Raw genomic sequence first — 24,958 nt, forward strand, 5'->3', positions numbered from 1 at the left:
AGAAGGTGGATCGGCGCGATAGCGCCGAGACGGATGAGGGGTGCTGGACGGATCGCAACCGTTGGGTGAACCATCATGGCTGAAAAAATCATCCTCGCTTCGGGCAGTCCCTACCGCAAGGCGATGCTCGTCAATGCCGGCCTCGACATCGAGGCGGTGCCGGCCGATGTCGATGAGCGCGCGCTCGAGGCTCCGCTGAAGGACAGCGGCGTCTCGCCGGAGGACGTCGCGTCGATCCTGGCGGAGGCCAAGGCGACCGAGGTCAGCGAGCGCAGGCCGGGCGCGCTGGTGCTCGGCTGCGACCAGACGCTGTCGTTGGGCGACGAGATCTTCCATAAGCCCGCCGACATGGAAGGCGCGCGTCGCCATCTGCTCGCGCTTTCGGGCAAGACGCATCAGCTGAACAGCGCCGCCGTGCTTTGCCGCGACAGCGCGGTGCTGTGGCGCCATGTCGGCGTCGTGAGCCTCACCATGCGCAAGCTCGATCCCGCTTTCATCGGCCGGCATCTGGCGCTGGTCGGCGCCAAGGCGCTGACCAGCGTCGGCGCCTACCAGATCGAGGGCGAAGGTATCCAGCTGTTCGAGAAGATCGAGGGCGACTACTTCACCATCGTCGGCCTGCCGCTCCTGGCGGTGCTTAAGGAGCTGCGCGAACTGGGGGCCATCGATGGCTGAGAAAAAGGCCTTCGTTACCGGACATCCGATCGCCCATTCGCGCTCGCCGAAGATCCACGGCTACTGGTTGGCGCAATACGGCATCGACGGCAGCTATGAAGCGATCGACGTCGCGCCGGATGATTTCGCGTCCTTCCTGAAAGCGCTTGGCGACAATGGTTTTCGCGGCGGCAATGTCACCATCCCGCACAAGGAGGCGGCCTTCGCCGGCGTCGCCCGCCGCGATCACGCGGCCGACGCGATCGGCGCGGTCAACACATTGTGGTTCGAGGAAGGCGTCCTGTGGGGCGGCAACACCGACGGTTACGGCTTTGCCGCCAACCTCGACCAGTATGCGCCGGGCTGGGCGGCCAACGGTCCGGCCGTGGTGCTCGGCGCCGGCGGCGCTTCCCGCGCGGTCATCCATGCGCTGAAGGAGCGCGCGGTGAGGGACATCCGCATCGTCAACCGGACGCTGGCCCGCGCGGAGGAACTCGGGCGCCATTTTGGCGCCTCGGTGCATGGCGCCGATGCGCTCGGTGAGCTGCTCGGCGATGCCGGCCTGCTCATCAACACCACCTCGCTCGGCATGCATGGCAACGAGACCTTGGCCGCCGATCCGGGCGCGTTGCCGGACCACGCCATCGTCACCGACATTGTCTATGTGCCGCTGGAGACGCCTTTGCTCGCCGCCGCCAGGGCGCGGGGCCTGAAAACCGTCGACGGGCTCGGCATGCTGCTGCATCAGGCTGTGCCTGGCTTCGAGCGCTGGTTCGGCAGGAAGCCCGACGTCACGCCCGAGCTGCGAAGCATGATCGTCGCCGACATCGAGGGCCATTGATGATCGTGCTCGGCCTCACCGGATCGATCGGCATGGGCAAGTCGACGACGGCCAAGATGTTCGCCGAGGCCGGCGTGCCGGTGCATGATTCCGACGAGACCGTGCATCGGCTTTATTCGGGCAAGGCAGCCCCCCTGGTCGAGGCGGCTTTTCCGGGCACGGCGCAGGCGGGCGTGGTCGATCGCGTCAAGCTCGCCGGAAAAGTGCTCGGCGATCCCGCAGCGCTGAGAAAGCTCGAGGCCATCATTCACCCGTTGGTACGCGCCGATGCCGATGCGTTCCTGGCCAAGCACCGCGCCGCCGGCGCGCGGCTCGCCGTGCTCGACATCCCGCTGCTGTTCGAAACGGGAGGGCGCAGCCGCGTCGACAAGGTCGTGGTCGTCACCGCGTCGCCCGACATCCAGCGGGAGCGCGTGCTCGCCAGGCCGGGCATGAGTGAGGAGAAGTTTTTGTCGATCCTCGCCAAGCAGGTACCCGACGCTGAAAAGCGCCGCCAGGCCGATTTCATCATCGACACCGGAAATGGCTTCGAGGCGGCGCGGAAGTCGGTCGAGGCCGTCATTGGCGAGTTGTTAGTACGCTAACACAGAAGTTCTGACCGGTTGGTTCGTGTGCGTTGGTAGATACCATGGCTTGGCGATTGGCCGAGACGCCTATCGCGGTCGTCATCCACGGGCGGAGCAAGGAGCGAAGCGACACGCGTAGACCCGAGGATCCATGCCGTGACTTGGAAGCGCCGCGGCGGTCCAGAATTCTGTGCCGTTGCACACTTCGGTCCAGGTCACGGCATGGATTCCAGGGTCTGCGCGCGTCGCTTCGCTCCTTGCTCCGCCCTGGAATGACGAGGTTCAGAGCCTTCAGCTCATCGCCAGCGTTTGCGCTGACTACCCCAAACCGACGTTGATGGCCTAACCCGACAAGTCTGCAATCTTTCAAAATCACTGTGTTGAGGAAGCATGATGTTGTCCGAAAACCGCTTCACACTTTTCGGCATCATGCTCTGGGGATAAGGCGGACACACCGTCCTCCTGACTCTTGCTGTCAGCAGCCGGCATTGCCATTTTTCGCCGAAGCACGATGCTACCCGTGCCAAAAACAACTGATTCGCCAAGACCTGCTGATTCGAATGCGTGAGATCATCTTCGATACGGAAACCACCGGCCTTGATTTGCGCGACGACCGCATCATCGAGCTCGGCGGCGTCGAACTGGTCAACCGCTTCCCGACCGGCCGCACCTTCCACAAATTCATCAATCCGCAGGGGCGCGCCATCCACGCCGAGGCGCAGGCCGTGCACGGCATCAGCGCCGCCGACCTTGTCGGCAAGCCGACCTTCGCCGAAATCGCCCAGGAATGGCTGGACTTCACCGACGGCGCCAAGCTGATCGCCCACAACGCCACTTTCGATATCGGCTTCCTCAACCTCGAATTCAGCCGGCTCGAGCAGGCCGCCATCGATCCCGGCCGCGTGGTCGACACGCTGGCGCTGGCGCGCCGCAAGCATCCGATGGGGCCGAATTCGCTGGACGCGCTCTGCCGGCGCTACGGCATCGACAACACCCGCCGCACCAAGCACGGCGCGCTGCTCGACTCCGAACTGCTGGCCGAGGTCTATATCGAGCTCATCGGCGGCAAGCAGGCGGCGCTGGTGCTGGAGGCCGTGGCGGTGCAAATGAACGGCAACGGCGAGGTGGCCGATATCGACATCTCGATCGGCGCAAGGCCGATCGCCCTGCCGCCACGGTTGAGCGAAACGGACCGCGCGGCGCATGCCGGGCTGGTTACGACGCTCGGCGAAAAGGCGCTGTGGCTGAAGGTGGCGACCGCGGGCTGAGCGGGGTGCTGAAGCGCCGACGTTGGAGAATGGCAGAACCCCTCGTGACGTCGTCATACTCGGGCTTGACCCGAGTATCCATGCCGCGACCTCTGCCATAGAGCGCAGCGGTACAGAATTCTGTAACCGTTGCAACGCCTTAGCGTCACGGCATGGATTCCAGGGTCTGCGCGCGTCGCTTCGCTCCTTGCTCCGCCCTAGAATGACGACGGCACGGAGGCCTTCGCTAATCTCAGACGTCGCCAACAAAAAGCCCGGCACGAAGCCGGGCTCTCGATGCGTAGCGGTGCGCCCTCTCAGCTCACCTGGACCTTGCCAGCCGCCGCCTGGTCCTCGGCGATGCGCTGCTGGAACATCTGCGCGAAATCGATCGGGTCGAGCATCAGCGGCGGGAAGCCGCCATTGCGGGTGGCGTCGGCGATGATCTGGCGGGCGAAGGGGAACAGGAGCCGCGGGCATTCGATGAAGAGCAGCGGCAGCATGTGCTCCTGCGGGAAGCCCGAGATGGCGAAGACGCCGCCATAGACCAGCTCGACATTGAACAGCACTTCCTGGTCGAAGGAGGCTTTGGCGTTCAGCGTCAGATTGACGTCGAACTGCTTGTCCGAGAGCGGATTGGCGTTGACGTTGACGTTGATGGCGATGCCCGGCGCCTTGTCGCGGCCGCGCAGCGAATTCGGCGCGCCGGGGCTCTCGAAGGACAGGTCCTTCACATACTGGGCAAGCACATTGAGCGAGGGCTGGTTCTGGGTGCCGTTGCCGTTGGCGGCGCCGGTCGCCGCGTCGTCGTTGCTGGCCATGAGCCTTAAAGTCCTTTTGCCTGGGCAGCATTGCTGACCGGATTGAAATCGCGGGTTCGCTACCATGGTCGGCCGGACAAAACAAGTTTTGCCGCCTGTGCGGGACAGTGGGCTGCGATTAGTCGTTCTTCAGCCGCCGCCAGGGTGAATTGTGGTCCGGCCGGTTCGGATAGTCGTCGCGCGAATAGTCTGTGTCGTCGAGGTCGATGACGTTGTCGCGCCGGCGGGCCGAAAAGCCGCTCGAGAAGCTTGTCGCCATGACGATGCGATTCTTGAGCAGGCGCCAGGCGAGGTCGCGCACCGGCGGCAGCAACAGAAGAATGGCGAAGATGTCGGTGATGAAGCCCGGGATGATCAAAAGGATCGCCGCGAGCACGATCATGGCGCCATGCGCGAGCTGTCGGCTGGGGTCGCGCCCGGCATCCATTTCCGTGCGCACCCGCGTCATGACGCCAAAACCCTGATGCCGGAGCAGCAGGCTGCCCGCGACGCTGGACAGGATCACCAGCCCGACCGTCGCCAAAGCGCCGATTTCGCGGCCGACGACGACGAAGCCGGCGATCTCCAGCAGCGGCAGCAGGAGCAGGAACAACGGGATGAACGAAATGCGCAAGTCTTTGACCGATCGCTTTCTTCTTTTGCGGCGCTCGCGGCAATCGCCGCTGGCCTTGGCGCCCTTAGATAGGTATGGCTGCCTTTGATTTGAATGATTGCGCCTGCCGTTCTATATGCTTTGAGTGTTGAACGCTATGCGACCGCGGTCCCCCGAGGGGCTATGCTGGTCCGGCAAGGACAGGATCGGGTTGGCGGAAAATATGGGTTTCTTCGACTTCGGCACGATTTTCTTCCTGATTGCGGCGGTTGTGATCTTTTTCCAGCTGCGCAACGTGCTTGGTCGTCGCACCGGAAACGAGCGTCCGCCCTTCGATCCCTATTCGGCGAGCCGTACCCGCGAGGCCGATGCGGCGCAGAAGCCTGAAAATGTCGTGTCGCTGCCGCGCAAGCGGGCGCCGGGCGAAACCGCGCCCGAGACCTATGCCGACATCGACGCCTTCGCCAAGCCCGACACCGATCTCAACAAGGGCCTGCGCACCATCAAGGACAATGACGCATCCTTCGAGCCGAAGGGCTTCGTCGACGGCGCCAAGATGGCCTATGAGATGATCGTCATGGCCTATGCCGACGGCGACCGTAAGACGCTGAAGAACCTGTTGTCGCGCGAAGTCTATGACGGTTTCGTCGCCGCGATCGGCGAACGCGAGGCCAAATCGGAGAAGATCCAGTCGTCCTTCGTCGGCATCGACAAGGCCGACATCGTCGCCGCCGAAATGAAGGGCTCGGAAGCGCACATCACGCTGCGCGTCGTCTCCGAGCTGATCTCGGCGACCCGCGACAAGGCCGGCGCCGTCATCGACGGCGACCCGGAGACGGTGGCCGAGGTCAAGGATGTCTGGACCTTCGCCCGCGACACCCGCTCGCGCGACCCGAACTGGAAGCTCGTCGCCACCGAAGAAGAAGATTGATCTAGAGCATGATGCCGAAAAGTGTGGGGCGGTTTTCGGATCACATCATGCTCCATCTCTTTGAATTAGAGGCGGATTCAGATTTCAGGTCGGTTCGACCTGAAATCATCCGGCTCTAAGCGGCGGGGCTCGGTCGTGCCGCTCTCTCCCACATTCAGCCAAAAGTCGTTCAGTGACCTGCCCGGATGGGCCGGGGATGACCACCGCGCGGCTTTTGCGGCGTTCCGCCGCTCGGCCTTTCACGCCCCGATAAAGCCTTACCGCACAGGATCGCTCGGCGTCGATTTCAACGCTTTTGCCGAGGCCTATGCCGAGGCGCGTGCCATTTCGGAGCCGAATCGGTTGGAAGCGCGCTCCTTCTTCGAACGGCATTTCGTTCCGATGCTGGTGAAAGGTGAAGGTGGCAGCGCCGGTCTCGTTACCGGTTTTTACGAGCCGGAGGTCGAGGCCTCGCCGGTCAGGACGGAGCGGTTCACCGTGCCGCTGCTGTCCCGCCCCGCCGACCTGATCGACATCGACGACGGCAACCGCCCCACCGGAATGGACCCCTATCTGGCCTTCGCCCGCCGGACGGATGGTGGTCCCGTCGAATATTTCGACCGCGGCGAAATCGAGCGCGGCGCGCTTGCCGGCCGGAACCTGGAAATCGCCTGGCTCGCCGAAAAGGTCGATGCCTTCTTCATCCACGTGCAGGGTGCGGCGCGGCTGAAGATGACCGATGGCAGGCTCGCCCGCGTCACTTACGCCGCCAAGTCCGGCCAACGCTTCACCGGCCCGGGCAAGACCTTGAGCGAGCTCGGCGAGATACCGCTCGAAAAGGTGACGATGCAGTCGATCCGTGCCTGGTTCAAGGCGCATCCCGACCGCGTCGACGAGATCCTGTTGCAAAACCGCTCCTACATCTTCTTCCGCGAGGCCGCGGTCGACGATGTCAGGCTCGGTCCGATCGCCGCCGCCAAGGTGCCGCTGACGCCGGGACGCTCCGTCGCGGTCGACCGCCTGCTGCATACATTCGGCACGCCCTTCTATATCGACGCGCCGACGCTCACCGCCTTCGACCAAAAACCGTTCCGGCGGCTGATGATCGCGCAGGACACCGGCTCGGCCATCACCGGGCCCGCGCGCGGCGATCTCTTCGCCGGCTCGGGCGACGCCGCCGGCGAGATCGCCGGCGTGGTCCGCAACGCGGCGGATTTTTATGCCCTGGTCCCCCGCGGCCTGTTCGGCGGAGCGCGCCGGTGAGCCGCCGCGACGATCATCTCAGCGATGACGACCGCATCCTGTGGAACCTGGTGGCGCGTTCGGCCCGGCCGCTGAAAGGCAAGGCCGCCGTCGAGACCCCCGACATCGTCGAGCCCAAGCCCGAGCCGCCGCGCCCTGCCGCCAATGGCGTTGCGGCCGTGGCGGCAAAGCCGAAGACGCCGCATGTCTCGCATGCGCTTGACGACCAGACATTGCAAAAACTGAAAAAAGGCCGGCTGCCGATCGAAGGCCGTGTCGACCTGCACGGCATGACGCAGGACGAGGCCTATTCGCTGCTGCTCACCTTCCTCAACCGGGCGCATGCCGGCGGCATCCGTTACGTGCTGATCATCACCGGCAAGGGCTCGTCCTCCGGCGGCGACGGCATCCTGCGCCGCGCCGTGCCGGCCTGGCTGTCGACACCGGCTTTCCGCCATCTTGTGTCCAGCCACGATCACGCGGCCCGCAACCATGGCGGCTCGGGCGCGCTCTATGTGCGGCTGCGTCGGATACGCTCATGAGCCGGCCGGCATGACCCCGTTCGGCGAAAAGCTCAGGGCGCTGCGCGCCGAGCGCGGCGTCAGCCAGAAGGCGATGGCCGAGGCCATCGGCGTTAGCGCCGCCTATCTGTCGGCGCTCGAGCACGGCCGCCGCGGCGCCCCGACCTGGACGCTGATCCAGAAGATCATCGGCTATTTCAACATCATCTGGGACGATGCCGAGGATCTTGTCCGTCTCGCCGAAAGCTCGCACCCCAGAGTCAGGATCGACACGTCTGGCCTGTCGCCGGCGGCCACCGAGCTGGCCAATCTTTTGGCTGAAAGCATCGAGAGGCTCGATGAGACGGAATTGCGGAAAATCACCGCGTCGGTCCGGGCTGCGCTGAGGGGATAGTTGCCCTTATGACAACGGGTGGGTTAGCCGAAGCGCCCGAGCTTCGTCATCCACGGGCGGAGCGGGCGCGAAGCGGACGCGCAGACCCGAGGATCCATTCCGTGATCTCGCGCGAAGGGCAAAGGCGGTGCAGAACAGAGTTCGTTCTGCACCGCGGCGACGCCTAAAGGTAACGGAATGGATTCTAGGGTCTGCACTGCGTCGCTGCGCTCCTCGCTTCGCCCTAGAATGGCGAAGCCGCGAGGGCCGAGGCTCTTGCCTACCACGCCGCAGGCAGCCTTCTCGATCTCACTTTGAGATCAGTACTTGCCGTTGGTGCTGCCGCGGCCGCCATTGTTGCCGTGATGGTCGCGGCCGCCGTTTCCGCCGCCCAGGCAATTGACGCTGCTGACGCCGCAGCAGCGGCCGCTCCAGAGGTCGTTGAGATTGGTCTTGGCGCAGCTTTTGACGGTGTCGTCGGCCAGGGCCGAACCGGTCAGGGCCGACACGGCAATGGCGGCAAGCAAGGTGTTTCGCAAAAAGGCAGTCATTGAAATTCTCCACGGTTGGGTTTGTCGTCTACGGCTGTGTGTCGCCGGCCGAACGGAAACGGTTCATGGAGTCGCCTGAAAATTTTCGGAGGTGGTTACGGGTTTTTTGTTGTCATCGGCCTTTGCAATGTGCGGCTACGACAGCTCGGTCGTCATTCTAGGGCGGAGCAAGGAGCGAAGCGACGCGCGCAGACCCTAGAATCCATGCCGTTACGCCAACGCTTTGCAACGGTTACAGAATTCTGCACCGTTGCACCCCACGGTAAGCGTCACGGCATGGATACTCGGGTCAAGCCCGAGTATGACGACGTCACGTAGGGATTCGGCCAATCTCCAAGGTTGGCGCCAGAAGCTCAACACACCTCCACCTTCAGCCACGGGGAGCTTTTCGCCCAGCGTCGAAACCGGCCCGGCATGCGCCGCGCGGTTCACCCACCGCGCAGGGAGGTAGAGCGCCTCGCGAAGAAAAGCAGGCGCCCGGTTTCTACTGCACCGAGCCGACAAGCACCGGCTGGCCGTCGCGGATCGAGACCCAGCGGCCGGTGTTGTCGATTGCCTGCCGCTTGAGGAAACGATAGCCGGTCGCGTCCCAGGCCTTGACCTTGTCGGTCAGGTTGTCGAGCACGTAATCGCCCCTGTCGGTGCGCACCGTCAGCACCGAATGGCCTTCGCCGTCCGGCTTGCGCACGACGGTGATCAAGAGGTCGGCCAGCGACATGCCCATGCGATAGAGCTGGCGACGCTTTTCCAGCACATAGTCCTCGCAGTCGCCATAGCCATCGTCCGGATAGGCCCAGACCTCGTCCTTGCCGTAGTGATCGAGATCGCTCAACGGCTTGACGGCGGCATTCACCTTGGCGCTCACGCTGACCAGCCTGCGCCACAGGCTGTCCGTCATCTTTGCAGGCTCGAGATCGGCAGGGTGGATGTTGCATTCGTTCGGGCGCGCTTTGCAGAAATCGTAATGGCCGATCGGCTGCGAGGTCAGGCCGCTCGTGGCCATCGCGCCCGCCGCCCAGGCGGGCGCCGCCCAGTGAGCCGAAATCGCCAGCCCTGCGACCGAACACAAACGCAGAATCCGCGCCATCGCTGAGGAAGTCATTGTCCCCGCCGCCCTGTTCTTTATTAACGAAACGTTAAAGGCGATTTACAGTCCGTGTCAATTAGAGACGACGGCCAGTTTGACGGCATGGTTACCTGGACGATCCCATAGCGGCACTTTCGCAACAGAGGCATGGGCGCAACACCGCCGGCCGCCGGATGGCGGCAGTCCGCTCCGAAGCGGTTTTACGACGTTCAGCTCTTGGCGGAACGGACCAGCTTCGGCTTCGTCGCCACGCGGTGCTGGCGGCCATAGCTGGAAATGAAGTCGGCGATGCGCGGCACGATTTCGGAGCGGAAGCGCGAGCCGTTGAAGACGCCGTAATGGCCGACGGCCGGTTGCATGTAATGCGCCTGTCTGTCGGCCGGGATGTTGACGCACAAATCGTGCGCGGCCTGGGTCTGGCCGAGGCCGGAAATATCGTCGTTCTCGCCTTCGATGGTCAGCAGCGCGACATTGCGGATCGCCTTCGGATCGACCGGCTCGCCGCGATGCTTCATCTCGCCCTTCGGCAGGGCGTGGCGCACGAACACGGTGTCGACCGTCTGCAGGTAGAACTCCGCCGTCAGGTCCATCACCGCCAGGTACTCGTCATAGAAGTCGCGGTGCTTCTCGGCATTGTCGCCGTCGTTCTTCACAAGGTGCATGAAGAAGTCCTTGTGGGCGATGATGTGGCGGTCGAGATTCATGCTCATGAAACCCGAAAGCTGCAGGAAGCCGGGATAGACCACGCGGCCGAAGCCCGGCACTGGCCAGGGCGCCTGCATGATGACATTGTCGCGGAACCAGTCGATGCCCTTTTCCTTGGCCAGAAGATTGACCGCGGTCGGATTGCGGCGCGTGTCGATCGGGCCACCCATCAGCGTCATGGTGGAGGGCACGAAGGGATCGCCGCGCTTTTCCATCAGCGCCACCGCCGCCAGCACCGGCACCGAAGGCTGGCACACGGCCATCACATGGGTGTCGGGACCGAGCGCATGGAACATGTCGATGACATAGTCGATATAGTCGTCCAGATCGAAGCTGCCTTGCGCCACAGGCACCATGCGGGCATCGACCCAGTCGGTGATGTGCACGTCGGCATGGGGCAGCATCGCCTCGACCGTGCCGCGCAGCAGCGTCGCGTAATGGCCCGACATCGGCGCCACGATGAGCAGCTTGGGGTCGGGCTTGCGGCCGGCGGGCAGCGCACGCTCGAAACGGACGAGGTTGCAGAACGGCTTCGACCAGACCGTCCTTTCCGTGACGTCGACGCTTTTCCAGTCGACGACGGCCTTGTCCAGGCCGAATAGCGGCTTGCCGTAGCGGCGCGTGGTCCGCTCGAAGAGCTCCGCGGTCGCCGCGACCGAGCGGCCGAAGGGGGTGTGGGAAATCGGATTGAGCGGGTTGGAGTAGAACAGCCGCACCGCGTCGACATAGAGGCGGGCAGGCTGCAGCGCCGCATGGTTCATTTCGTAGAGCTGGTAGAACATCGAGAACCCCGCTGCCGTCCGACGACCAAAGGGACGACGGACAGCGCCGAGCCTTGAATGTCTCGCGCGGAGGTTAACAAGATATTGTTGCGATGCAATACGTCATTTTGTCTGACGAATGCATCTTTCGTTCAACCTGTTGAAAATCAGCCTTGCGCGGACGAGCCGGCTCAATGTGCACTGCGGAAATGTGAAAGATATGTGTCCGGCCCCGTCGTCCGGCCACGGACCATGATCCGGAACCCTTGAGGGCTCGCATCGGATCGTGGTGCGACGGCCGCCCAACCTCGTCATTCTATGGCGGAGCAAGGAGCGAAGCGACGCGGCGCAGACCATAGAATCCATGCCGTGACTTGGAAGCGCCGCCACGGTGCGGAATTTTGCTCCGTTGCACTCCTGGCGAAGGTAGCGGCATGGATTCTAGGGTCTTCGCGACGGAGCTTCGCTCCTGCTCCGCCCTAGAACGACGATCGCGATAGGCGTTTCGGCCGATCTCCAAGGCATGCCGCCTGCCAATGCAAACAGAGCCGATCGGTCAAATCCCTGTGCAGTGTATCAGACGCGCGCCATGCAGACGGCGGTATGGCCAGAGCCGATGAAGCCGAGCTCGCCGGCTGCGCCGCGCGACAGATCGAGCATGCGTCCCTTCACGAACGGGCCGCGATCGTTGATGCGCACGACGACGCTGCGGCCGTTGTTCTTGTTGGTGACCCGGAGCTTGGTGCCGAAGGGCAAGGTGCGATGGGCGGCAGTCAGTGCCGAGGGGTTCATGCGTTCCCCTGAGGCGGTTCTGGAATGCAGCGCATACCAGGAAGCGCGGCCGCACTGGGCGGCGGCGGAGGAAGCGGACGAGGCGCCGGCCATCAGGCCAGCCGCGATCGTTGCCGCGACAAGCGCGGTCTGGTTGGATTTCTTCATGCTTTGGGGGTGGCTCCGTTAAAGGTAGGCCCCGCCGATATGTGCCGAATGAGGCACGAAATGCGGCATTGATCTGGCGGTTCCATGGCGACGGCACACGTTTGGAGTCGCCGCGAAACAGTTTGTCATGATATTTCCGGCGCCAGGAAGGCGTATTCTCAATGAATATCGGGTCGGCTCCGGGGACATTCCGGGCAACATCGGCCCTCAAGATTTGAAGTACGGAGGAGCCGAACTGTTTCGATTCCTCCGCATCTTTTGTTGCGTCCCCATTGCCGTTCAGGATCGACTTCCGGAGAGGGTCAAGCCGATGCGATTGATCAGGTTTGTGCTGGCGCTGATTGTGCTGGGGCTGGGTGCGTTGTGGTCGCTGCAAGGCCTCGGCTTCGTCAAGGGCAGCTTCATGACCGGCCAGACGCAATGGCTCTATATCGGGCTCGTCACCATGCTGGTCGGCGTGGTCGGGCTGCGCTGGGCAAGCCGCACCCGCGTCTGACCGGCATTGATGGCAAGCAGTGGCGTGCGTGCCGTACGATCAAGCCCGGCCGAACAGATGGTCCAGGATGGTCCCTTCGATACGGGCGAGCTCCGCCGAGCCGTGCCGGCGGGGCCGCGCCACCGGCACGTCGAGATCCAGGGCGATCCTGCCGGCGCCGATCACCACGACGCGGTCGGCCAGAGCCACAGCCTCGCCGACATCGTGCGTCACCAGCACGGCGGTGAACTTCTGGTCGAGCCATATCCGTTCCAGGAGCTGCTGCATCTCGATGCGGGTCAATGCGTCGAGCGCGCCAAGCGGCTCGTCGAGCGCCAGGATCTGCGGCTGGCCGACCAGGGCGCGGGCAAGCGCCACGCGCTGCTTCTGACCGCCCGACAGCACCGAAGGCCACTCGTCGGCGCGATCGGCCAGCCCGACCTCGTCAAGCATGGCAAGCGCCCGCTGCCTGGCCTCGATGCCGCCGGCAATGCCGGTCAGCCCGATCTCGACATTTTTCACCACGCTCATCCACGGCAGCAGGCGCGGTTCCTGGAACATGAAGCGCGTGCGGTTGTGGCCTTCCTCGCCTGAGAAGGTCAGCGAGCCGCTGCTCGGGCGGTCGAGCCCGGCCAGCAGCCGAAGCAGCGTGCTCTTGCCGCAGCCGCTCTTGCCGATGATGGCCACGAATTGTCCGGCCCGCACGTCGAGGCTGATGCCGTCCAGCACGGTCTTGTCGCCGAAGCGTTTTCCCACCTCCTTGAACGCGAAGGCCCGCCGGCCTTCGACCGAGCCGATCGTGCGGGCTTGCGCCGGCGTGGAGACGAGGGAACGTGCGGCGGTTAAGGTGGCGGCCGGCATCTTGTTCTCACCCTTTCTGGAAGGCGGGATGCCAGCCGAGCGACAGGCGCTCGAGCAGGCGGGCCAGGCTGTCGGCGAGCTTGCCGAGCAGCGCGTAGATCAGGATCGACAGCACCACGACGTCGATCAGCAGGAACTCGCGCGCCTGCATGGCCATGTAGCCGAGGCCGGAACTCGCCGAGATCGTCTCGGCGACGATCAGCGTCAGCCACATGATGCCCAGCGCGTAGCGCAGGCCGACGAAGATCGACGGCAGCGCGCCGGGCAGGATCACCCGGAAGAACAGCGCGCGCCGGTCGAGGCCGTAGACGCGGCCCATCTCGACCAACTGCGGATCGACGCTCTGGATGCCGAGCAGCGTGTTGACGTAGATCGGGAAGAAGACGCCGAGCGCCACCAGGAACAGCTTCGCCTCCTCGTCGATGCCGAACCACAATATGACCAGCGGGATCAGCGCCAGATGCGGGATGTTGCGGATCATCTGCAGCGTCGTGTCGGTCAGGCCCCGGCTCAGCGCCGACAATCCGTTGGCGAGGCCGAGCGCGAACCCGATCGCGCCGCCGATGGCGAAGCCGGACAGCGCGCGCAGGGTGGAGACGCCGATGTTGCGGATCAGCTCGCCCGACAATGTCAGCCGCCAGAAGGCCTCGGCCACCGCGCTCGGCGCCGGCAGCACATTGGCCGGGATCAAGCCCGCGCGCGAGGCGGCTTCCCAGCCGGCGATGATTGCCGCCGGCAGCAGCCAGCCGGCCGCGCCGTTGCGGGCGACGCGGGCGGCCAGGCTCATGACGCCGCCTGCAGGCGGCCGGCGCCGTGGAATCCGACGGAGAACTCGTTGGCGATATCCTTGTGCGCCCGCTGCCGCTGCGTGCCGAGGCCAAGACGCGGGAATAGCAATTCGGCCACGCGGTAGGCCTCCTCGAGATGCGGGTAGCCCGAGCCGATGATGGTGTCGATGCCGATTGCCTGGTATTCGCGGATGCGTTCGACGATCTGCTCGGGTGTGCCGACCAGCGCCGTGCCGGCGCCGCCGCGCACCAGCCCGACGCCGGCCCAAAGGTTTGGCGAGACGACGAGCCTGTCGCGCCGGCCGCCATGCAGTTCGGCCATGCGCCGCTGCCCGACCGAATCCATCTCCTTGAGGAAACGGGCCTGGGCATTTTCGATCTGCGCGTCGGTGACATGGCTGATCAGCCGCTCGGCGGCGCGCCAGGCCTCGTCCTCGGTTTCGCGCACGATGAAATGCAGCCTGATGCCGAAACGCAGCTTGCGGCCGCGCCGCGCCGCCTTCTCGCGCGCCGATGCGATCTTTGCGGCAACCTGCGCCGGCGGCTCGCCCCAGGTCAGGTACATGTCGACGAGGTCGGCCGCGAGCTCCTGGCCGGCATCGGAAGAGCCGCCGAAATAAAGCGGCGGCCGCTCCTGCAGCGGCAACAGGTCGAGGCGGCCGTTCTCGACGCGGTAATATTTGCCTTCGAAATTCACCCGCTCGCCAGAGACCAGCCCGCGCCAGATGCTGAGGAACTCCTGCGCCTGCGCATAGCGTTCGTCATGCGGCAGGAACACGCCGTCGCCGGCAAGCTCGGTCGGGTTGCCGCCGACCACGACATTGAGCAGCAGCCGGCCGTTGCTCAGCCGGTCGAGCGCCGCGGTCTGGCGCGCCGCGAAGGTCGGCAGCGTCACGCCGGGTCTCAGCGCGACCAGGAATTTCAGCCTTTCGGTAAGCGTCGCAAGGCCGGTGGCGGTGACCCAGGAATCCTCGCAGTTCTGCCCCGTAGGCAAGAGCACGCCGGGGAAACCAAGCCTGTCGACCGCCTGCGCGATCTCCTTGAAGTAGCCGAACTCGGGCGGACGCTGCTGCTTCTCGGTGCCGAGATAGGAGCCGTCGCCATGCGTCGGGATGAACCAGAAGAAATCGAGCGGGCTGGCTGATGCGGTCATGGCTGATACCCTGGAGAAGGCAGGAGAAAACGCGGCGGCGCCGGGCGTTCGCCACCAGGCGCGTCAAGGAAAATCAGTTGCCCGGCGCGGTCCAGATGGCGTCGGAAATCCGGACCGCTTTCGGGATCAGGCCGAGCTTGAAGAAGCGGTCGGCCGTCGCCTGCTGGCCGGCGACGATCTCGTCGGTGATCGGGAAGATGCCGAACTTGGTCCGGTTGGCGGCGATCGTCTGCGCATCGAGCGGCACGCCGGTCACCTCATGCAGCGCCTCGGCCACCTTGTCGCGGTTCTGGTCGGCCCATTTCGCCGCGTCGCCGAGCGCGGCGATCGTCGTTGAGACGACATCCGGATGCGCCTTGGCGAAATCCTTGTTGGCGAGGAAATAGGTGTTGACCTTCAGCACGTCGCTGGAACGGACGAGCACGCGCGGCTGGTAACGGGTCTCGGCGATGGCGAAGAACGGATCCCACACCGCCCAGGCGTCGATCTGGTCGCTGGCGAAGGCGGCGGCCGCGTCGGCCGGACTGAGATAGACCGGCGTGACCTGATCGAAGGCGATGCCGGCTTTCTCCAGCGCCGCGACCAGGAGATTATGCGCGCTGGTGCCCTTGCCGACGCCGATGCGCTTGCCTTTGAGATCGGCCAGCGACTGGATCGGCGAGGCCGGCTTGACGAAGATCGCCTCGCCGTCGCCATTCGACGGCAGCGCCGCCGCATAGACGATGTTGGCCCCGGCCGACTGGCCGAAGATCGGCGGCGCGTCGCCCGTCCAGCCGACGTCGATGGCGCCGACATTCAAGGCTTCCACCAGCGGCGGGCCGGCGGTGAACTCGACCCATTTCACCGTGACGCCCTTGCCGGCCAGCGCCTTTTCGATGATCTGCCGCTGCCTGGCGATCACCGGCAGGCCGGTCTTCTGGTAGCCGATGTTGAACGCCTTGAGCTCTTGCGCCGCGGCGCCGAAGGATGTCGTCGCAATGGCAAAGGCCGCCGCTGCCAGCAGGCCGGTACCGAAAACGCGTCTCGTCAGATTGAACATGACCCTCTCCTTCGATGGCCCGGGGCTGCCGGGGTTTGGAATGGGGTCAGGCTAGGTAAATCTATAAAATTAGTAGAGGAACGATCTTGCGAGTTCGACCGAATGGATGGAATTATTTTCTGCGTGTAACCCGGTGTCGTCATCCTAGTTGACGCCGCACAGGGATTTTGACCGGTCGGCTCTGTTTGCATTGGCAGGTGGCATGCCTTGGAGATTGGCCGAAACGCCCATCGCGATCGTCATTCTAGGGCGGAGCAGCCGCGAAGCGGCGTCGCGTAGACCCTAGAATCCATGCCGTTACCTTCGCCAAGAAGTGCAACGGAAAAATTCAGCACCGTGGCGGTGCTTCCAAGTCATGGCATGGATTCTATGGTCTGCGCGCGTCGCTTCGCTCCTTGCTCCGCCATAGAATGACGAGGTTCGGGCGGCTGCCACCAATCGACGCGGCGCAGACCCTAGGATGACGAAGACTCGAGGGCTGGCGCAAAATTGCGACCCGATCATTGCGACCAGTACTGCCAGGCCCAGTAGAAGCTCTCGTCGCGCGGCGGCAGGCGGTCGCGTTCGCCGGCAAGCAGCACCGGCGTCGGCGATTTCGGCTCCTCCCCGGGCCGCGTGTCGCCCGGCGGCAGACGCAACAGCCATGTCCCGACATGGGCGAACAGCACCGCGGTGGAATGGGTCATCGTCCTTCTCCTTCGCTTCCTTTCATTCCCGACCCGCCCATGGCACCAGCACCCGCTCGATCCGGCGGATGATGAATTCCAGGGCAAAGGCGATGATCGCGATCACCAGGATGCCCATCACCACCACGTCGGTGACCAGGAACTGCGCCGCCGACTGGATCATGAAGCCGAGCCCGCGCGTCGCCGCGACCAGCTCGGCCGCCACCAGCGTCGACCAGCCGGCGCCGAGCGCGATGCGCAGGCCGGTGAGGATCGAGGGCAGGGCGCTCGGCAGGATCACGTGGCGGATGAGCTGGGCGCGGGTGGCGCCGAGCGATCGCGCCGCGTCGACGCGCTCGCGCGAGACGCCGCGCACGCCGGCGGCGGTCGACAGCGCCACCGGCGCCAGCATGGCGATGGCGATCACCAGGATCTTCGACGGCTCGCCGATGCCGAACCAGATGATGATCAGCGGCAGATAGGCGAGCGGCGGGATCGGCCGCAGGAACTCGAGCAGCGGATCGAACACGCCGCGTCCGATCCGGCTGATGCCGATGGCGAGGCCGACCGGGACGCCGACGACGATCGCGGCGATCAGCGCCGCGAAGACGCGCCAAAGCGACGCCAGGATATGCTGGAGCAGCGTCGCATCGACGAACCCGTCGCGGGCGACGACGACGAACTTGGCCCAGACCGCGGCCGGCGAGGGCAGGAAGACCGGCGATACCAGCTGCAGCGAGGCTGCCGCCGTCCAGGCGGCCAGCAACACGAGGATGGTGATCGCACTGACCAGCCGGGCCGAAACCGCCCGTCTCGGCTTCGGCCGGGGCCGCGACCATGGCACCGAGAAGCCGTCATTCTCGCCGGCCTTCGCTCTCGCGCGTTCGCTATAGGCGCCGACGCTCATGCCGCCTCTCCTTCGAAGATCGCATCGGTCAGCTCCGCGCGGGAAGCGGCGAAGGCGGGATCCGCCTTGATTGCGCGGATAGGCTCGCCGGCCGCATAGCGGCGGCCGAAATCAGTCTCGAATGTCCGCACCACATGGCCGGGCCCCGGCGCCAGCACGACGATGCGGGTCGCCAGCACCAGCGCTTCCTCGATGCCATGCGTCACCATCAGCACGCCGACCTGGGCGGCGGCCCACAGATCGAGCAGCGTCGTCTGCATGCGCTCGCGCGTCAGCGCGTCGAGCGCGCCGAGCGGCTCGTCCAGCAGAAGGAATTCGGGTTCGGCGGCGAGCGCCCGGGCAAGGCCGACGCGCTGGCGCATGCCGCCGGAAAGCTCCCAGATGCGCTTGTCGCCGGCGCCGCCGAGCTTGACCAGCGCCAGCAATTCGTCGGCACGGCGCGTCCTTTTGTCAGCGGACACGCCACGCAGCCGAAGCGCGAAGGCGACGTTCTCGCGCGCGGTCAGCCAAGGAAAAAGCGCATCGTTCTGGAAGACCACGGCGCGGTTCGGCCCAGGCCCTGTGATCGGCCGTCCGCCGACCGTGGCCAGGCCGCCCGCGGGCTCGACCAGGCCGGCGGCGACGTTGAGCAGCGAGGTCTTGCCGCAGCCGGAACGGCCGACCAGCACGACGAAATCGCCCTTACCGACGTCGAGCGAAACGCGCTCGACCGCGGGCGCTTTCTGGCCGCCATAAAGAACGCTGACTTTGTCGAGGATGAGATGCGACATCGGCGTTTTGGCCTCTGTTGGATTAGGGCCTGCCCCGAAGTCGCGCCTCGTAAGCGGCTTCGGGACAGGCAAGCGCAAAACCAGGGAAGGCGCCGCGCTTCCGAGCAATCCCGGAAAGGCGGTCATCCTTCCGGGTATTGCATGGAGAAAAGCTCAGTTCGAGGCGAGCGCCTCGCTGGCATATTTCGCCGTCACATATTTCGAATAGTCGGGCAGCACCGCGTCGACCTTGCCCTGCTCCTTGAGGAAGGCGGACGTCGCGGCGACGGCCTGCACGGTCGCGCCGCCAAGGAACTTGTCCGAAGCCTGCTCCTCGAGCGAGGGGAAGACATAGCCCTTGAGCAGCTCCGGCACCCCTTCCAGCTTGGCGCCGGTGAGCTTGGCGATCTTGCCGGCCTCGGGCGAGGACACCGACCAGGCGTCGGGCTTGGCGAGGAACCGCGCATAGGCCTCGCCGGTCACCTTGACGAAGTCGCGCACCGCCTCGGGGTGCTTGTCGGCAAAATCGGTGCGCACGATCCAGGCGTCGAAGGTCGGCGCGCCCCAAGCGGCCACCTGCGAGGAGTCCAGCACCACCTTGCCGGTGGTCTTGACCTGGCCGAGCGCCGGATCCCAGACATAGGCCGCGTCGATGTCGCCGCGCGCGAAGGCGGCGGCGATCTCCGGGGGCCTGAGATTGAGGACCTCGACCGACTTCGGGTCGACGCCTTCATGCTTCAGCGCCGCAAGCAGGCTGTAATGCGTGGTCGAGACGAACGGCACGGCGACCTTCTTGCCGGCGAGGTCGGCGACCTTCTCGATGCCGGCGCCGTTGCGGGCGACCAGCGCTTCCGACGGACCGATCAGGCCGACGACGAAGATGGTCTCAATCGGCAATTCGCGGCTGGCGGCCGCGGCCAGCGGGCTCGAGCCGACATAGCCGATATCGACCGAGCCGGAGGCGATCGCGGCGATGACGTCGGCACCGGAATCGAACTTGCGCCAGTCGATCGTTGCCTTGGTCGCCTTTTCATAGGCGCCGTCGGCCTGCGGCACCTTCGATGGCTCGACCACCGTCTGGTAGCCGATGGTGATCTTGAGGTCCTCGGCGCTGGCCGGGCCGAGCAAGGCGGCGGCCGTAAGCGCCGCCGATGAGAAAAGCAGGATGCGTCGTGAAAGGATTGACATTGAAAGGCTCCATAAACCCCGACAAACTGGATTGCCTTTCTATCGTCCGTTAATTCTATCGGGTTTGTAGAGTTAAATCCTTCCAACGAAGGCCGCTTTGTTGGAAAAGTGTCGCCGGGTACCGGCGGAAAGGGCGCAAAAGGACAGTCGCGTTGGGGTTGGTGGGTGAGCCTTCGGGTTGCCCTCGGCCACTAGCGGAGCCGTCCGTCCGTTCGTCATTCCAGGGCGGAGCAAGGAGCGAAGCGACGCGCGCAGACCCTGGAATCCATGCCGTGACATAGAAGCGATGCTGCGGTGCAGACCTATCTTTCAGTGGGGTTGGACAAGGTTCGATTCTCGTCCGTCGCATCTCTCGCGAAGGTCACGGCATGGATTCCAGGGTCTATGCGCCGCTTCGCGTCGCTCCGCCCTGGAATGACGAAGGTAGGTAGGCAGCCGCTCTCAGCTGAAGGAGTTTCCATGCTGTGACATAGAAGCGATGCTGCGGTGCAGACCTATCTTCCAGTGAGGTTGGACAAGGTTCCATTCTTTACCGCTGCATCTCTCGCGAAGGTCACGGCATGGATTCCAGGGTCTACGCAACGCTTCGCGTCGCTCCGCCCTGGAATGACGACCGCGCGGGTGCGGCCCTCTCTCCAGCACCTCCGGCCGAACGAAAATCCTCCTGTCGTCCTATCTCGGCAAATCCATGCTTCAAAAGGCGGTCGAATTGGAACCGGGGTTTCGTGCCCGGCGTGGTTAGTATAGTAATCTTATCAACATTGGGAGTGAGAGAACGATGCGCGACCTTCTGAAAACCGTTCCGGCGATCGTTCGTGGCTTGCGGCCGAAGCCGTCCGCGGCGGCGGCCGCGCGCTGATCGCCGCGTCAAGTTCCCGGCTCGCAACCATGGTTGGACGCGGCAACTCCATCATCATTGTCGGCGGCGGCGCCAGCGGCGTCGTGCTCGCCGCGCATCTGCTCAAATCGCCCAATCCGGACCTGCGCGTCACGCTGATCGAGAAGCGGCCGCATTTCGGCCAGGGCATGGCCTATTCGACGCTGCTTTCGGCGCATGTGCTCAACGTCAACGCCTCCGGCATGAGCGCCTATGCCGACGACCCGACGCATTTCGCGCGCTGGGTGCTGGAGCGCGGCCTGGCCAAGCCGGACCAGGGACCGTTCTATGCGCCGCGCAGCCTCTATGCCCGCTACCTGCAGGAACTGCTCGACGGCCTGATGGAGCGCGAGCGCGAGACCGGTCGTCTGCGGCTGATCCGCGAGGAGAGCCTGTCGATCGCGCCGACGCCGGCGGGCGTCGAGGTGGTACTCGCCAACGGCACCAGCGTCGTCGCGCATCTTGCCGTCCTGGCCACCGGTCACGACGAGCAACCCGGCTCCTTCCAGGGCCACGCCGTCCGCATGGGAGCGGAGGCCGACACCACGCTCGATCCGCAGGCCCAAGTGCTGCTGCTCGGCACGGGGCTGAGCATGGTCGACGCGTTTCTCTCGCTGGAACAGCGCGGCCATCGCGGCGCCATCGTCGCGGTGTCGCGGCGCGGGCTGCTGCCGTCGCCGCACCGCAAGGGCAACCCGATCAAGCTCGATATCGCCGACATTCCGCTCGGCACCCAGCTTTCCTATTTCGTCGGCTGGTTCCGCAACCTGATCCGCGAGACCCAGAAGGCCGGCGGCGACTGGCGCGACGTGGTTGATGGGCTCAGGCCCTTCAACCAGACGATCTGGCAGAACTGGCCGTCCTCGGCCAAGCGCCGCTTCGTCGAGCACACCAAGGCCTGGTGGGACATCCACCGCCACCGCATGGCGCCGGAAGTCTACGCGCGTGTCACCGAGGCGGTCAGGTCTGGCCGCATCCGCCTCGTCGCAGGTAGGGTCGTGAACGTCGAGGCGAACGGCGGCTTCGTCGTGAAAATCCAGCCGCGCGGCACGCAGGCTGTCGAGACCCTGGACGTCGCCCGCCTCTATGATTGCATGGGCATCGCCCGCGACATTTCGCGGACGTCGAACGGCGTCGTGCGCTCGCTGCTCGAGCGCGGCGTGGCGCGTCCCGATCCGCTGCGCCTCGGCCTCGACGTCACCGGCAAATGCGAGCTGATCGCGGCCGACGGCGCGGTGTCGTCGAAGCTGCTCGCCGTCGGCCCGCTGACGCGCGGCACCTTCTTCGAGATCGACGCTATTCCGGATATCCGCGTGCAATGCGCCAAGCTCGGCAAGCTGCTGCTGGGGTGAGGCGTTCGTTCTTGTAGTTGCCGAACCTGGCACTCTACGGCGCCCCCCTCTGGCCTGCCGGCCATCTCCCCCTCTTGGGGGGAGATCAGCAGTTCCGCTGACGGCGCTATTTCTGCGGCGTTGGTGATAGGCGAAAGCCGAGGTGTCTATCCAATCTCCCCCCAAGAGGGGGAGATGTCCGGCAGGACAGAGGGGGGGCGCCTCGCGCCGGCTTCAACATTGAGAACCGGGTGCGCAGCCCTCCGCGAAATTCCATTCCCCCTCTCCCCGCCGGATTGGCACGATCTATCTTCTTTCCAGATGAAAAGGGCTGGAAAAGACACCTCGCGCCATCCGCGAAACCGGAATGGATTCCGGCGGTTCGGTGCGCGAGATTGCGGCTACCCGCATCGAACTGCTTCCACGGAGCATTTGAGATGAGCGAGCAGAAGAAAGCAGCGCCCGACGGCGCGGAAGGCGCCCTCTCCCGGCTGCGTCCGCCTTACGCCTCGGTGCTCGACCTGATCGGCCAGACGCCGGTCGTCGAGCTGACCAAGTTCGACACCGGCAAGTGCCGGCTGTTCATCAAGCTCGAAAGCCAGAATCCCGGCGGCTCGATCAAGGACCGCATCGCGCTGTCGATGATCGCGGCGGCGGAGAAATCCGGCGCGCTGAAGCGCGGCGGCACGATCGTCGAGGCCACCGCCGGCAACACCGGCCTCGGCCTTGCCCAGGTCGGCATCCCGAAAGGCTACCGCATCATCCTCGTCGTGCCCGACAAGATGTCGCGCGAAAAGATCCAGCACCTGCGCGCTTTGGGCGCCGAGGTGCGCATGACCCGCTCCGATGTCGGCAAGGGCCATCCCGAATATTACCAGGACATGGCCGAGAAGATCGCCGCCGAGCTGCCCGGCGCCTTCTATGCCAACCAGTTCGCCAACCCGGCCAATCCGCTGGCGCATGAGACCACCACCGGCCCGGAAATCTTCTCGCAGCTCGGGGGCGAGGTCGACGCGGTGGTGGTCGGCGTCGGCTCCGGCGGCACGCTCACCGGTCTCGGCCGCTACTTCGCGAAGCACTCGCCCAAGACCGAGATGGTGCTGGCCGACCCGGTCGGCTCGGTGCTGGCGCCGCTGATCAAGACCGGCAAGATGGAAGAGGCCGGCTCATGGACCGTCGAAGGCATCGGCGAGGATTTCGTGCCGCCCAATGCCGACCTCTCGCAGGTGAAAAAGGCCTATTCCATCACCGACAAGCAGAGCATGCTGGCGGTGCGCGATCTCTTGTCGCGCGAAGGCATTCTCGCCGGCTCGTCCTCGGGCACGCTGTTGTCGGCAGCGCTGCGCTATTGCCGCGAGCAGACGGCGCCCAAGCGGGTCGTCACCTTCGTCTGCGACAGCGGCAACAAATATCTGTCGAAGGTCTTCGACGATATCTGGCTGGCCGAGCAGGGCCTTGCCGACCAGGAGCAGCATGGCGATCTGCGCGACCTCGTCATGCGCTCGCCGCGTACCGGCGACATCGTCACCGTCGGCCCGGACGAAAGCCTGCTCAACGCCTATGGCCGCATGCGCCGCTCCGACGTCTCGCAACTGCCGGTGCTGGACGATGGCAAGCTGATCGGCATCGTCGACGAAAGCGATATACTGGCCAAGGTCGACGGCCCCTATGACGGCCGCTGGGACCGCTTCAACGGCCCGGTGCGCTCGGCCATGACCTCGAACCTGCATACGCTGCAGGCCAGCCAGACGCTCGACGCGCTTTTGCCTGTCTTCGACCGCAACGAGGTCGCCATCGTCTTCGATGGCGACGAGTTCGTCGGCCTGATAACCCGTATCGACCTGATCAACCATCTGAGGCGCCGCGCAAAATGACTTCGAACGGCAAGAACCGCCTGGCCTTTTCCACCCGCGCCATCCATGGCGGCCAGAGCCACGACCCGCTGACCGGCGCGGTGATGGTGCCGATCTACGCCACCTCTACCTACGGCCAGCAGTCGCCCGGCGTGCACAAGGGCTTTGAATATGCCCGCAGCCAGAACCCGACGCGCTTCGCCTTCGAGCGTGCCGTGGCCGATCTCGAAAGCGGCTCGGCCGCCTTCGCCTTCGCCTCCGGCCTGGCGGCGATCGGCACGGTGCTGGAGCTGCTCGACGCCGGCGCCCACATCGTCGCCACCGACGACATCTATGGCGGTTCGTTCCGGCTGATGGAACGGGTGCGCAAGCGCTCCGCCGGCCTGCAGGTCAGCTTTGCCGATTTCACCGACCTTGCCGCGGTCGAGGCGGCGATCCGTCCCGAAACAAAGCTGCTCTGGGTCGAGACGCCGACCAACCCGCTGCTGCGCGTCGTCGATCTCGAAGGCCTTGCCGCGCTGGCGAAGCGCAAGGGCCTGCTCACCGTCGCCGACAACACCTTTGCCAGCCCTTACATCCAGCGGCCGCTGGAGCTCGGCATCGACATCGTCGTTCATTCGACGACGAAATATTTGAACGGCCATTCCGACATGGTCGGCGGCGTGGCGGTCGTCGGCGACAACAAGGACCTCGCCGCGCAACTGAAATTCCTGCAGAACGCCATCGGCGGCATCTCCGGCCCGTTCGACAGCTTTCTCGCGCTGCGCGGCATCAAGACCCTGGCGCTCAGGATGGAGCGCCACTCGGCCAACGGGCTGAAAATCGCGCAATGGCTGGAAACGCGAAAAGATGTCCGCCGCGTCATCTATCCCGGCCTCGCCAGCCACCCGCAGCACGCCATCGCCGTCCAGCAGATGCACGCCTTCGGCGGCATGATTTCCGTCGACCTCGACCGCGACCTGGCGGGGACGAAACGCTTCCTCGAACGCACGCAGCTCTTCACCTTGGCCGAAAGCCTCGGCGGCGTCGAAAGCCTGATCGAGCACCCGGCGCTGATGACGCATGGCTCGATCCCGGCGGAAAAGCGCGGGGCGATCGGCATTACGGATTCGCTGGTGCGGCTGTCCTGCGGGATCGAGGACGGCGATGATCTGATCGCGGATCTGGAGCAGGCGCTGGGCGGGTGAAAGGGCTTCGTCATGTATGGACGGCCCCTCTTGGGCAAGAGGCAAAATAGCGGCGACGGCTTAAGTCTGGAGCGG

At 65.0% G+C, this 24,958-nt stretch carries 26 protein-coding genes; 12 read left to right on the plus strand and 14 right to left on the minus strand.

The genetic code is table 11. The features are described 5' to 3' along the window. The first annotated feature begins 75 nt into the window (after window positions 1–75). From RFM52_RS30505 to dnaQ, 4 genes are all read left to right on the plus strand, one after another. A complete protein-coding gene (locus RFM52_RS30505) occupies window positions 76–675 on the plus strand; it encodes a Maf-like protein (RefSeq protein ID WP_320298228.1) in 600 nt (199 codons plus the stop codon). After that, entirely contained in the window at window positions 668–1,495 is an 828-nt protein-coding gene (locus RFM52_RS30510; RefSeq protein WP_320298229.1) for a shikimate dehydrogenase, read from the plus strand. The genes RFM52_RS30505 and RFM52_RS30510 overlap by 8 nt, the downstream gene beginning before the upstream one ends. Continuing rightward, on the plus strand, window positions 1,495–2,079 hold the full coding sequence (coaE, locus tag RFM52_RS30515) for a dephospho-CoA kinase (protein WP_320298230.1): 585 nt from the start codon (window positions 1,495–1,497) through the stop codon (window positions 2,077–2,079). The genes RFM52_RS30510 and coaE overlap by 1 nt, the downstream gene beginning before the upstream one ends. A gap of 542 nt (window positions 2,080–2,621) precedes the next feature. Continuing rightward, window positions 2,622–3,329, plus strand: a complete 708-nt coding sequence (gene dnaQ, locus RFM52_RS30520) for a DNA polymerase III subunit epsilon (protein WP_320298231.1) — start codon at window positions 2,622–2,624, stop codon at window positions 3,327–3,329. A gap of 296 nt (window positions 3,330–3,625) precedes the next feature. Here dnaQ and secB read toward each other — a convergent pair whose 3' ends face one another. Beyond that, complete coding sequence (gene secB / locus RFM52_RS30525) at window positions 3,626–4,129, minus strand: protein-export chaperone SecB (RefSeq protein WP_320298232.1); 504 nt, start codon at window positions 4,127–4,129, stop codon at window positions 3,626–3,628. Between the two features lie 118 nt (window positions 4,130–4,247). Beyond that, window positions 4,248–4,742 carry an FxsA family protein gene (locus RFM52_RS30530; RefSeq protein WP_320298233.1) on the minus strand — a complete coding sequence of 165 codons (495 nt, stop codon included), beginning with the start codon at window positions 4,740–4,742 and terminating at the stop codon, window positions 4,248–4,250. A 202-nt stretch (window positions 4,743–4,944) separates the two neighbouring features. On the opposite strand from RFM52_RS30530, the gene RFM52_RS30535 reads away from it, so the two are divergent. From RFM52_RS30535 to RFM52_RS30550, 4 genes are all read left to right on the plus strand, one after another. Further along, window positions 4,945–5,652, plus strand: a complete 708-nt coding sequence (locus RFM52_RS30535) for a Tim44/TimA family putative adaptor protein (RefSeq protein WP_320298234.1) — start codon at window positions 4,945–4,947, stop codon at window positions 5,650–5,652. A 135-nt stretch (window positions 5,653–5,787) separates the two neighbouring features. Then, complete coding sequence (gene mltA, locus RFM52_RS30540; protein ID WP_320298235.1) at window positions 5,788–6,894, plus strand: murein transglycosylase A; 1,107 nt, start codon at window positions 5,788–5,790, stop codon at window positions 6,892–6,894. Next, window positions 6,891–7,415: a Smr/MutS family protein gene (locus RFM52_RS30545; RefSeq protein WP_320298236.1), complete on the plus strand. Its 525-nt coding sequence runs from the start codon at window positions 6,891–6,893 to the stop codon at window positions 7,413–7,415. The genes mltA and RFM52_RS30545 overlap by 4 nt, the downstream gene beginning before the upstream one ends. A gap of 10 nt (window positions 7,416–7,425) precedes the next feature. After that, window positions 7,426–7,788 carry a helix-turn-helix domain-containing protein gene (locus RFM52_RS30550; protein WP_320298237.1) on the plus strand — a complete coding sequence of 121 codons (363 nt, stop codon included), beginning with the start codon at window positions 7,426–7,428 and terminating at the stop codon, window positions 7,786–7,788. Between the two features lie 299 nt (window positions 7,789–8,087). Here the strand turns inward: RFM52_RS30550 and RFM52_RS30555 are convergent, their stop codons facing one another. The 4 genes from RFM52_RS30555 to RFM52_RS30570 all read right to left on the minus strand — a co-directional run bounded on the left by RFM52_RS30555 (window position 8,088) and on the right by RFM52_RS30570 (window position 11,810). Next, window positions 8,088–8,318: a hypothetical protein gene (locus RFM52_RS30555; RefSeq protein ID WP_320298238.1), complete on the minus strand. Its 231-nt coding sequence runs from the start codon at window positions 8,316–8,318 to the stop codon at window positions 8,088–8,090. A gap of 484 nt (window positions 8,319–8,802) precedes the next feature. Further along, on the minus strand, window positions 8,803–9,420 hold the full coding sequence (locus tag RFM52_RS30560; RefSeq protein WP_320298239.1) for a transglutaminase-like cysteine peptidase: 618 nt from the start codon (window positions 9,418–9,420) through the stop codon (window positions 8,803–8,805). A 194-nt stretch (window positions 9,421–9,614) separates the two neighbouring features. Beyond that, window positions 9,615–10,892, minus strand: a complete 1,278-nt coding sequence (locus RFM52_RS30565; protein ID WP_320298240.1) for a polyhydroxyalkanoate depolymerase — start codon at window positions 10,890–10,892, stop codon at window positions 9,615–9,617. A gap of 555 nt (window positions 10,893–11,447) precedes the next feature. Then, window positions 11,448–11,810 (minus strand): septal ring lytic transglycosylase RlpA family protein, encoded by a 363-nt coding sequence (locus tag RFM52_RS30570; RefSeq protein WP_320298241.1) that lies wholly within the window; start codon window positions 11,808–11,810, stop codon window positions 11,448–11,450. Window positions 11,811–12,120: 310 nt separating this feature from the next. On the opposite strand from RFM52_RS30570, the gene RFM52_RS30575 reads away from it, so the two are divergent. After that, entirely contained in the window at window positions 12,121–12,306 is a 186-nt protein-coding gene (locus RFM52_RS30575; protein ID WP_320298242.1) for a hypothetical protein, read from the plus strand. A gap of 39 nt (window positions 12,307–12,345) precedes the next feature. On the opposite strand, the gene RFM52_RS30580 is transcribed toward RFM52_RS30575, so the two are convergent. The 8 genes from RFM52_RS30580 to tauA form a co-directional block, all read right to left on the minus strand. Then, window positions 12,346–13,146 carry an ABC transporter ATP-binding protein gene (locus RFM52_RS30580; protein ID WP_320298243.1) on the minus strand — a complete coding sequence of 267 codons (801 nt, stop codon included), beginning with the start codon at window positions 13,144–13,146 and terminating at the stop codon, window positions 12,346–12,348. Between the two features lie 7 nt (window positions 13,147–13,153). Further along, window positions 13,154–13,933 carry an ABC transporter permease subunit gene (locus tag RFM52_RS30585; protein WP_320298244.1) on the minus strand — a complete coding sequence of 260 codons (780 nt, stop codon included), beginning with the start codon at window positions 13,931–13,933 and terminating at the stop codon, window positions 13,154–13,156. Then, window positions 13,930–15,087: an FMNH2-dependent alkanesulfonate monooxygenase gene (gene ssuD, locus RFM52_RS30590; protein WP_320298245.1), complete on the minus strand. Its 1,158-nt coding sequence runs from the start codon at window positions 15,085–15,087 to the stop codon at window positions 13,930–13,932. The genes RFM52_RS30585 and ssuD overlap by 4 nt, the downstream gene beginning before the upstream one ends. Window positions 15,088–15,160: 73 nt before the next feature. Beyond that, entirely contained in the window at window positions 15,161–16,126 is a 966-nt protein-coding gene (locus RFM52_RS30595; RefSeq protein ID WP_320298246.1) for a sulfonate ABC transporter substrate-binding protein, read from the minus strand. A gap of 500 nt (window positions 16,127–16,626) precedes the next feature. Further along, window positions 16,627–16,812: a hypothetical protein gene (locus RFM52_RS30600; RefSeq protein WP_320298247.1), complete on the minus strand. Its 186-nt coding sequence runs from the start codon at window positions 16,810–16,812 to the stop codon at window positions 16,627–16,629. 22 nt (window positions 16,813–16,834) lie between these two features. Next, the gene (locus RFM52_RS30605) at window positions 16,835–17,698 is read right to left on the minus strand and encodes an ABC transporter permease subunit (RefSeq protein WP_320298248.1); all 864 of its coding nucleotides are present in this window, start codon (window positions 17,696–17,698) and stop codon (window positions 16,835–16,837) included. Next, a complete protein-coding gene (locus tag RFM52_RS30610; protein ID WP_320298249.1) occupies window positions 17,695–18,468 on the minus strand; it encodes a taurine ABC transporter ATP-binding protein in 774 nt (257 codons plus the stop codon). Before RFM52_RS30610 ends, RFM52_RS30605 begins: the two co-directional genes overlap by 4 nt. 153 nt (window positions 18,469–18,621) lie before the next feature. Then, window positions 18,622–19,635, minus strand: coding sequence for a taurine ABC transporter substrate-binding protein (gene tauA / locus RFM52_RS30615; RefSeq protein WP_320298250.1), 1,014 nt, complete (start codon window positions 19,633–19,635; stop codon window positions 18,622–18,624). An 888-nt stretch (window positions 19,636–20,523) separates the two neighbouring features. Between tauA and RFM52_RS30620 the strand changes: the two genes are divergently transcribed. From RFM52_RS30620 to RFM52_RS30630, 3 genes are all read left to right on the plus strand, one after another. Beyond that, window positions 20,524–21,864: an FAD/NAD(P)-binding protein gene (locus RFM52_RS30620; RefSeq protein ID WP_320298251.1), complete on the plus strand. Its 1,341-nt coding sequence runs from the start codon at window positions 20,524–20,526 to the stop codon at window positions 21,862–21,864. Between the two features lie 416 nt (window positions 21,865–22,280). Continuing rightward, a complete protein-coding gene (locus RFM52_RS30625) occupies window positions 22,281–23,717 on the plus strand; it encodes a pyridoxal-phosphate dependent enzyme (RefSeq protein WP_320298252.1) in 1,437 nt (478 codons plus the stop codon). Beyond that, window positions 23,714–24,883 (plus strand): trans-sulfuration enzyme family protein, encoded by a 1,170-nt coding sequence (locus RFM52_RS30630; RefSeq protein ID WP_320298253.1) that lies wholly within the window; start codon window positions 23,714–23,716, stop codon window positions 24,881–24,883. The genes RFM52_RS30625 and RFM52_RS30630 overlap by 4 nt, the downstream gene beginning before the upstream one ends. The last annotated feature ends 75 nt before the right edge of the window (window positions 24,884–24,958 follow it).

It is taken from the genome of Mesorhizobium humile (assembly GCF_033977215.1).
GTDB classification, from domain to species: Bacteria; Pseudomonadota; Alphaproteobacteria; order Rhizobiales; family Rhizobiaceae; genus Mesorhizobium; species Mesorhizobium humile.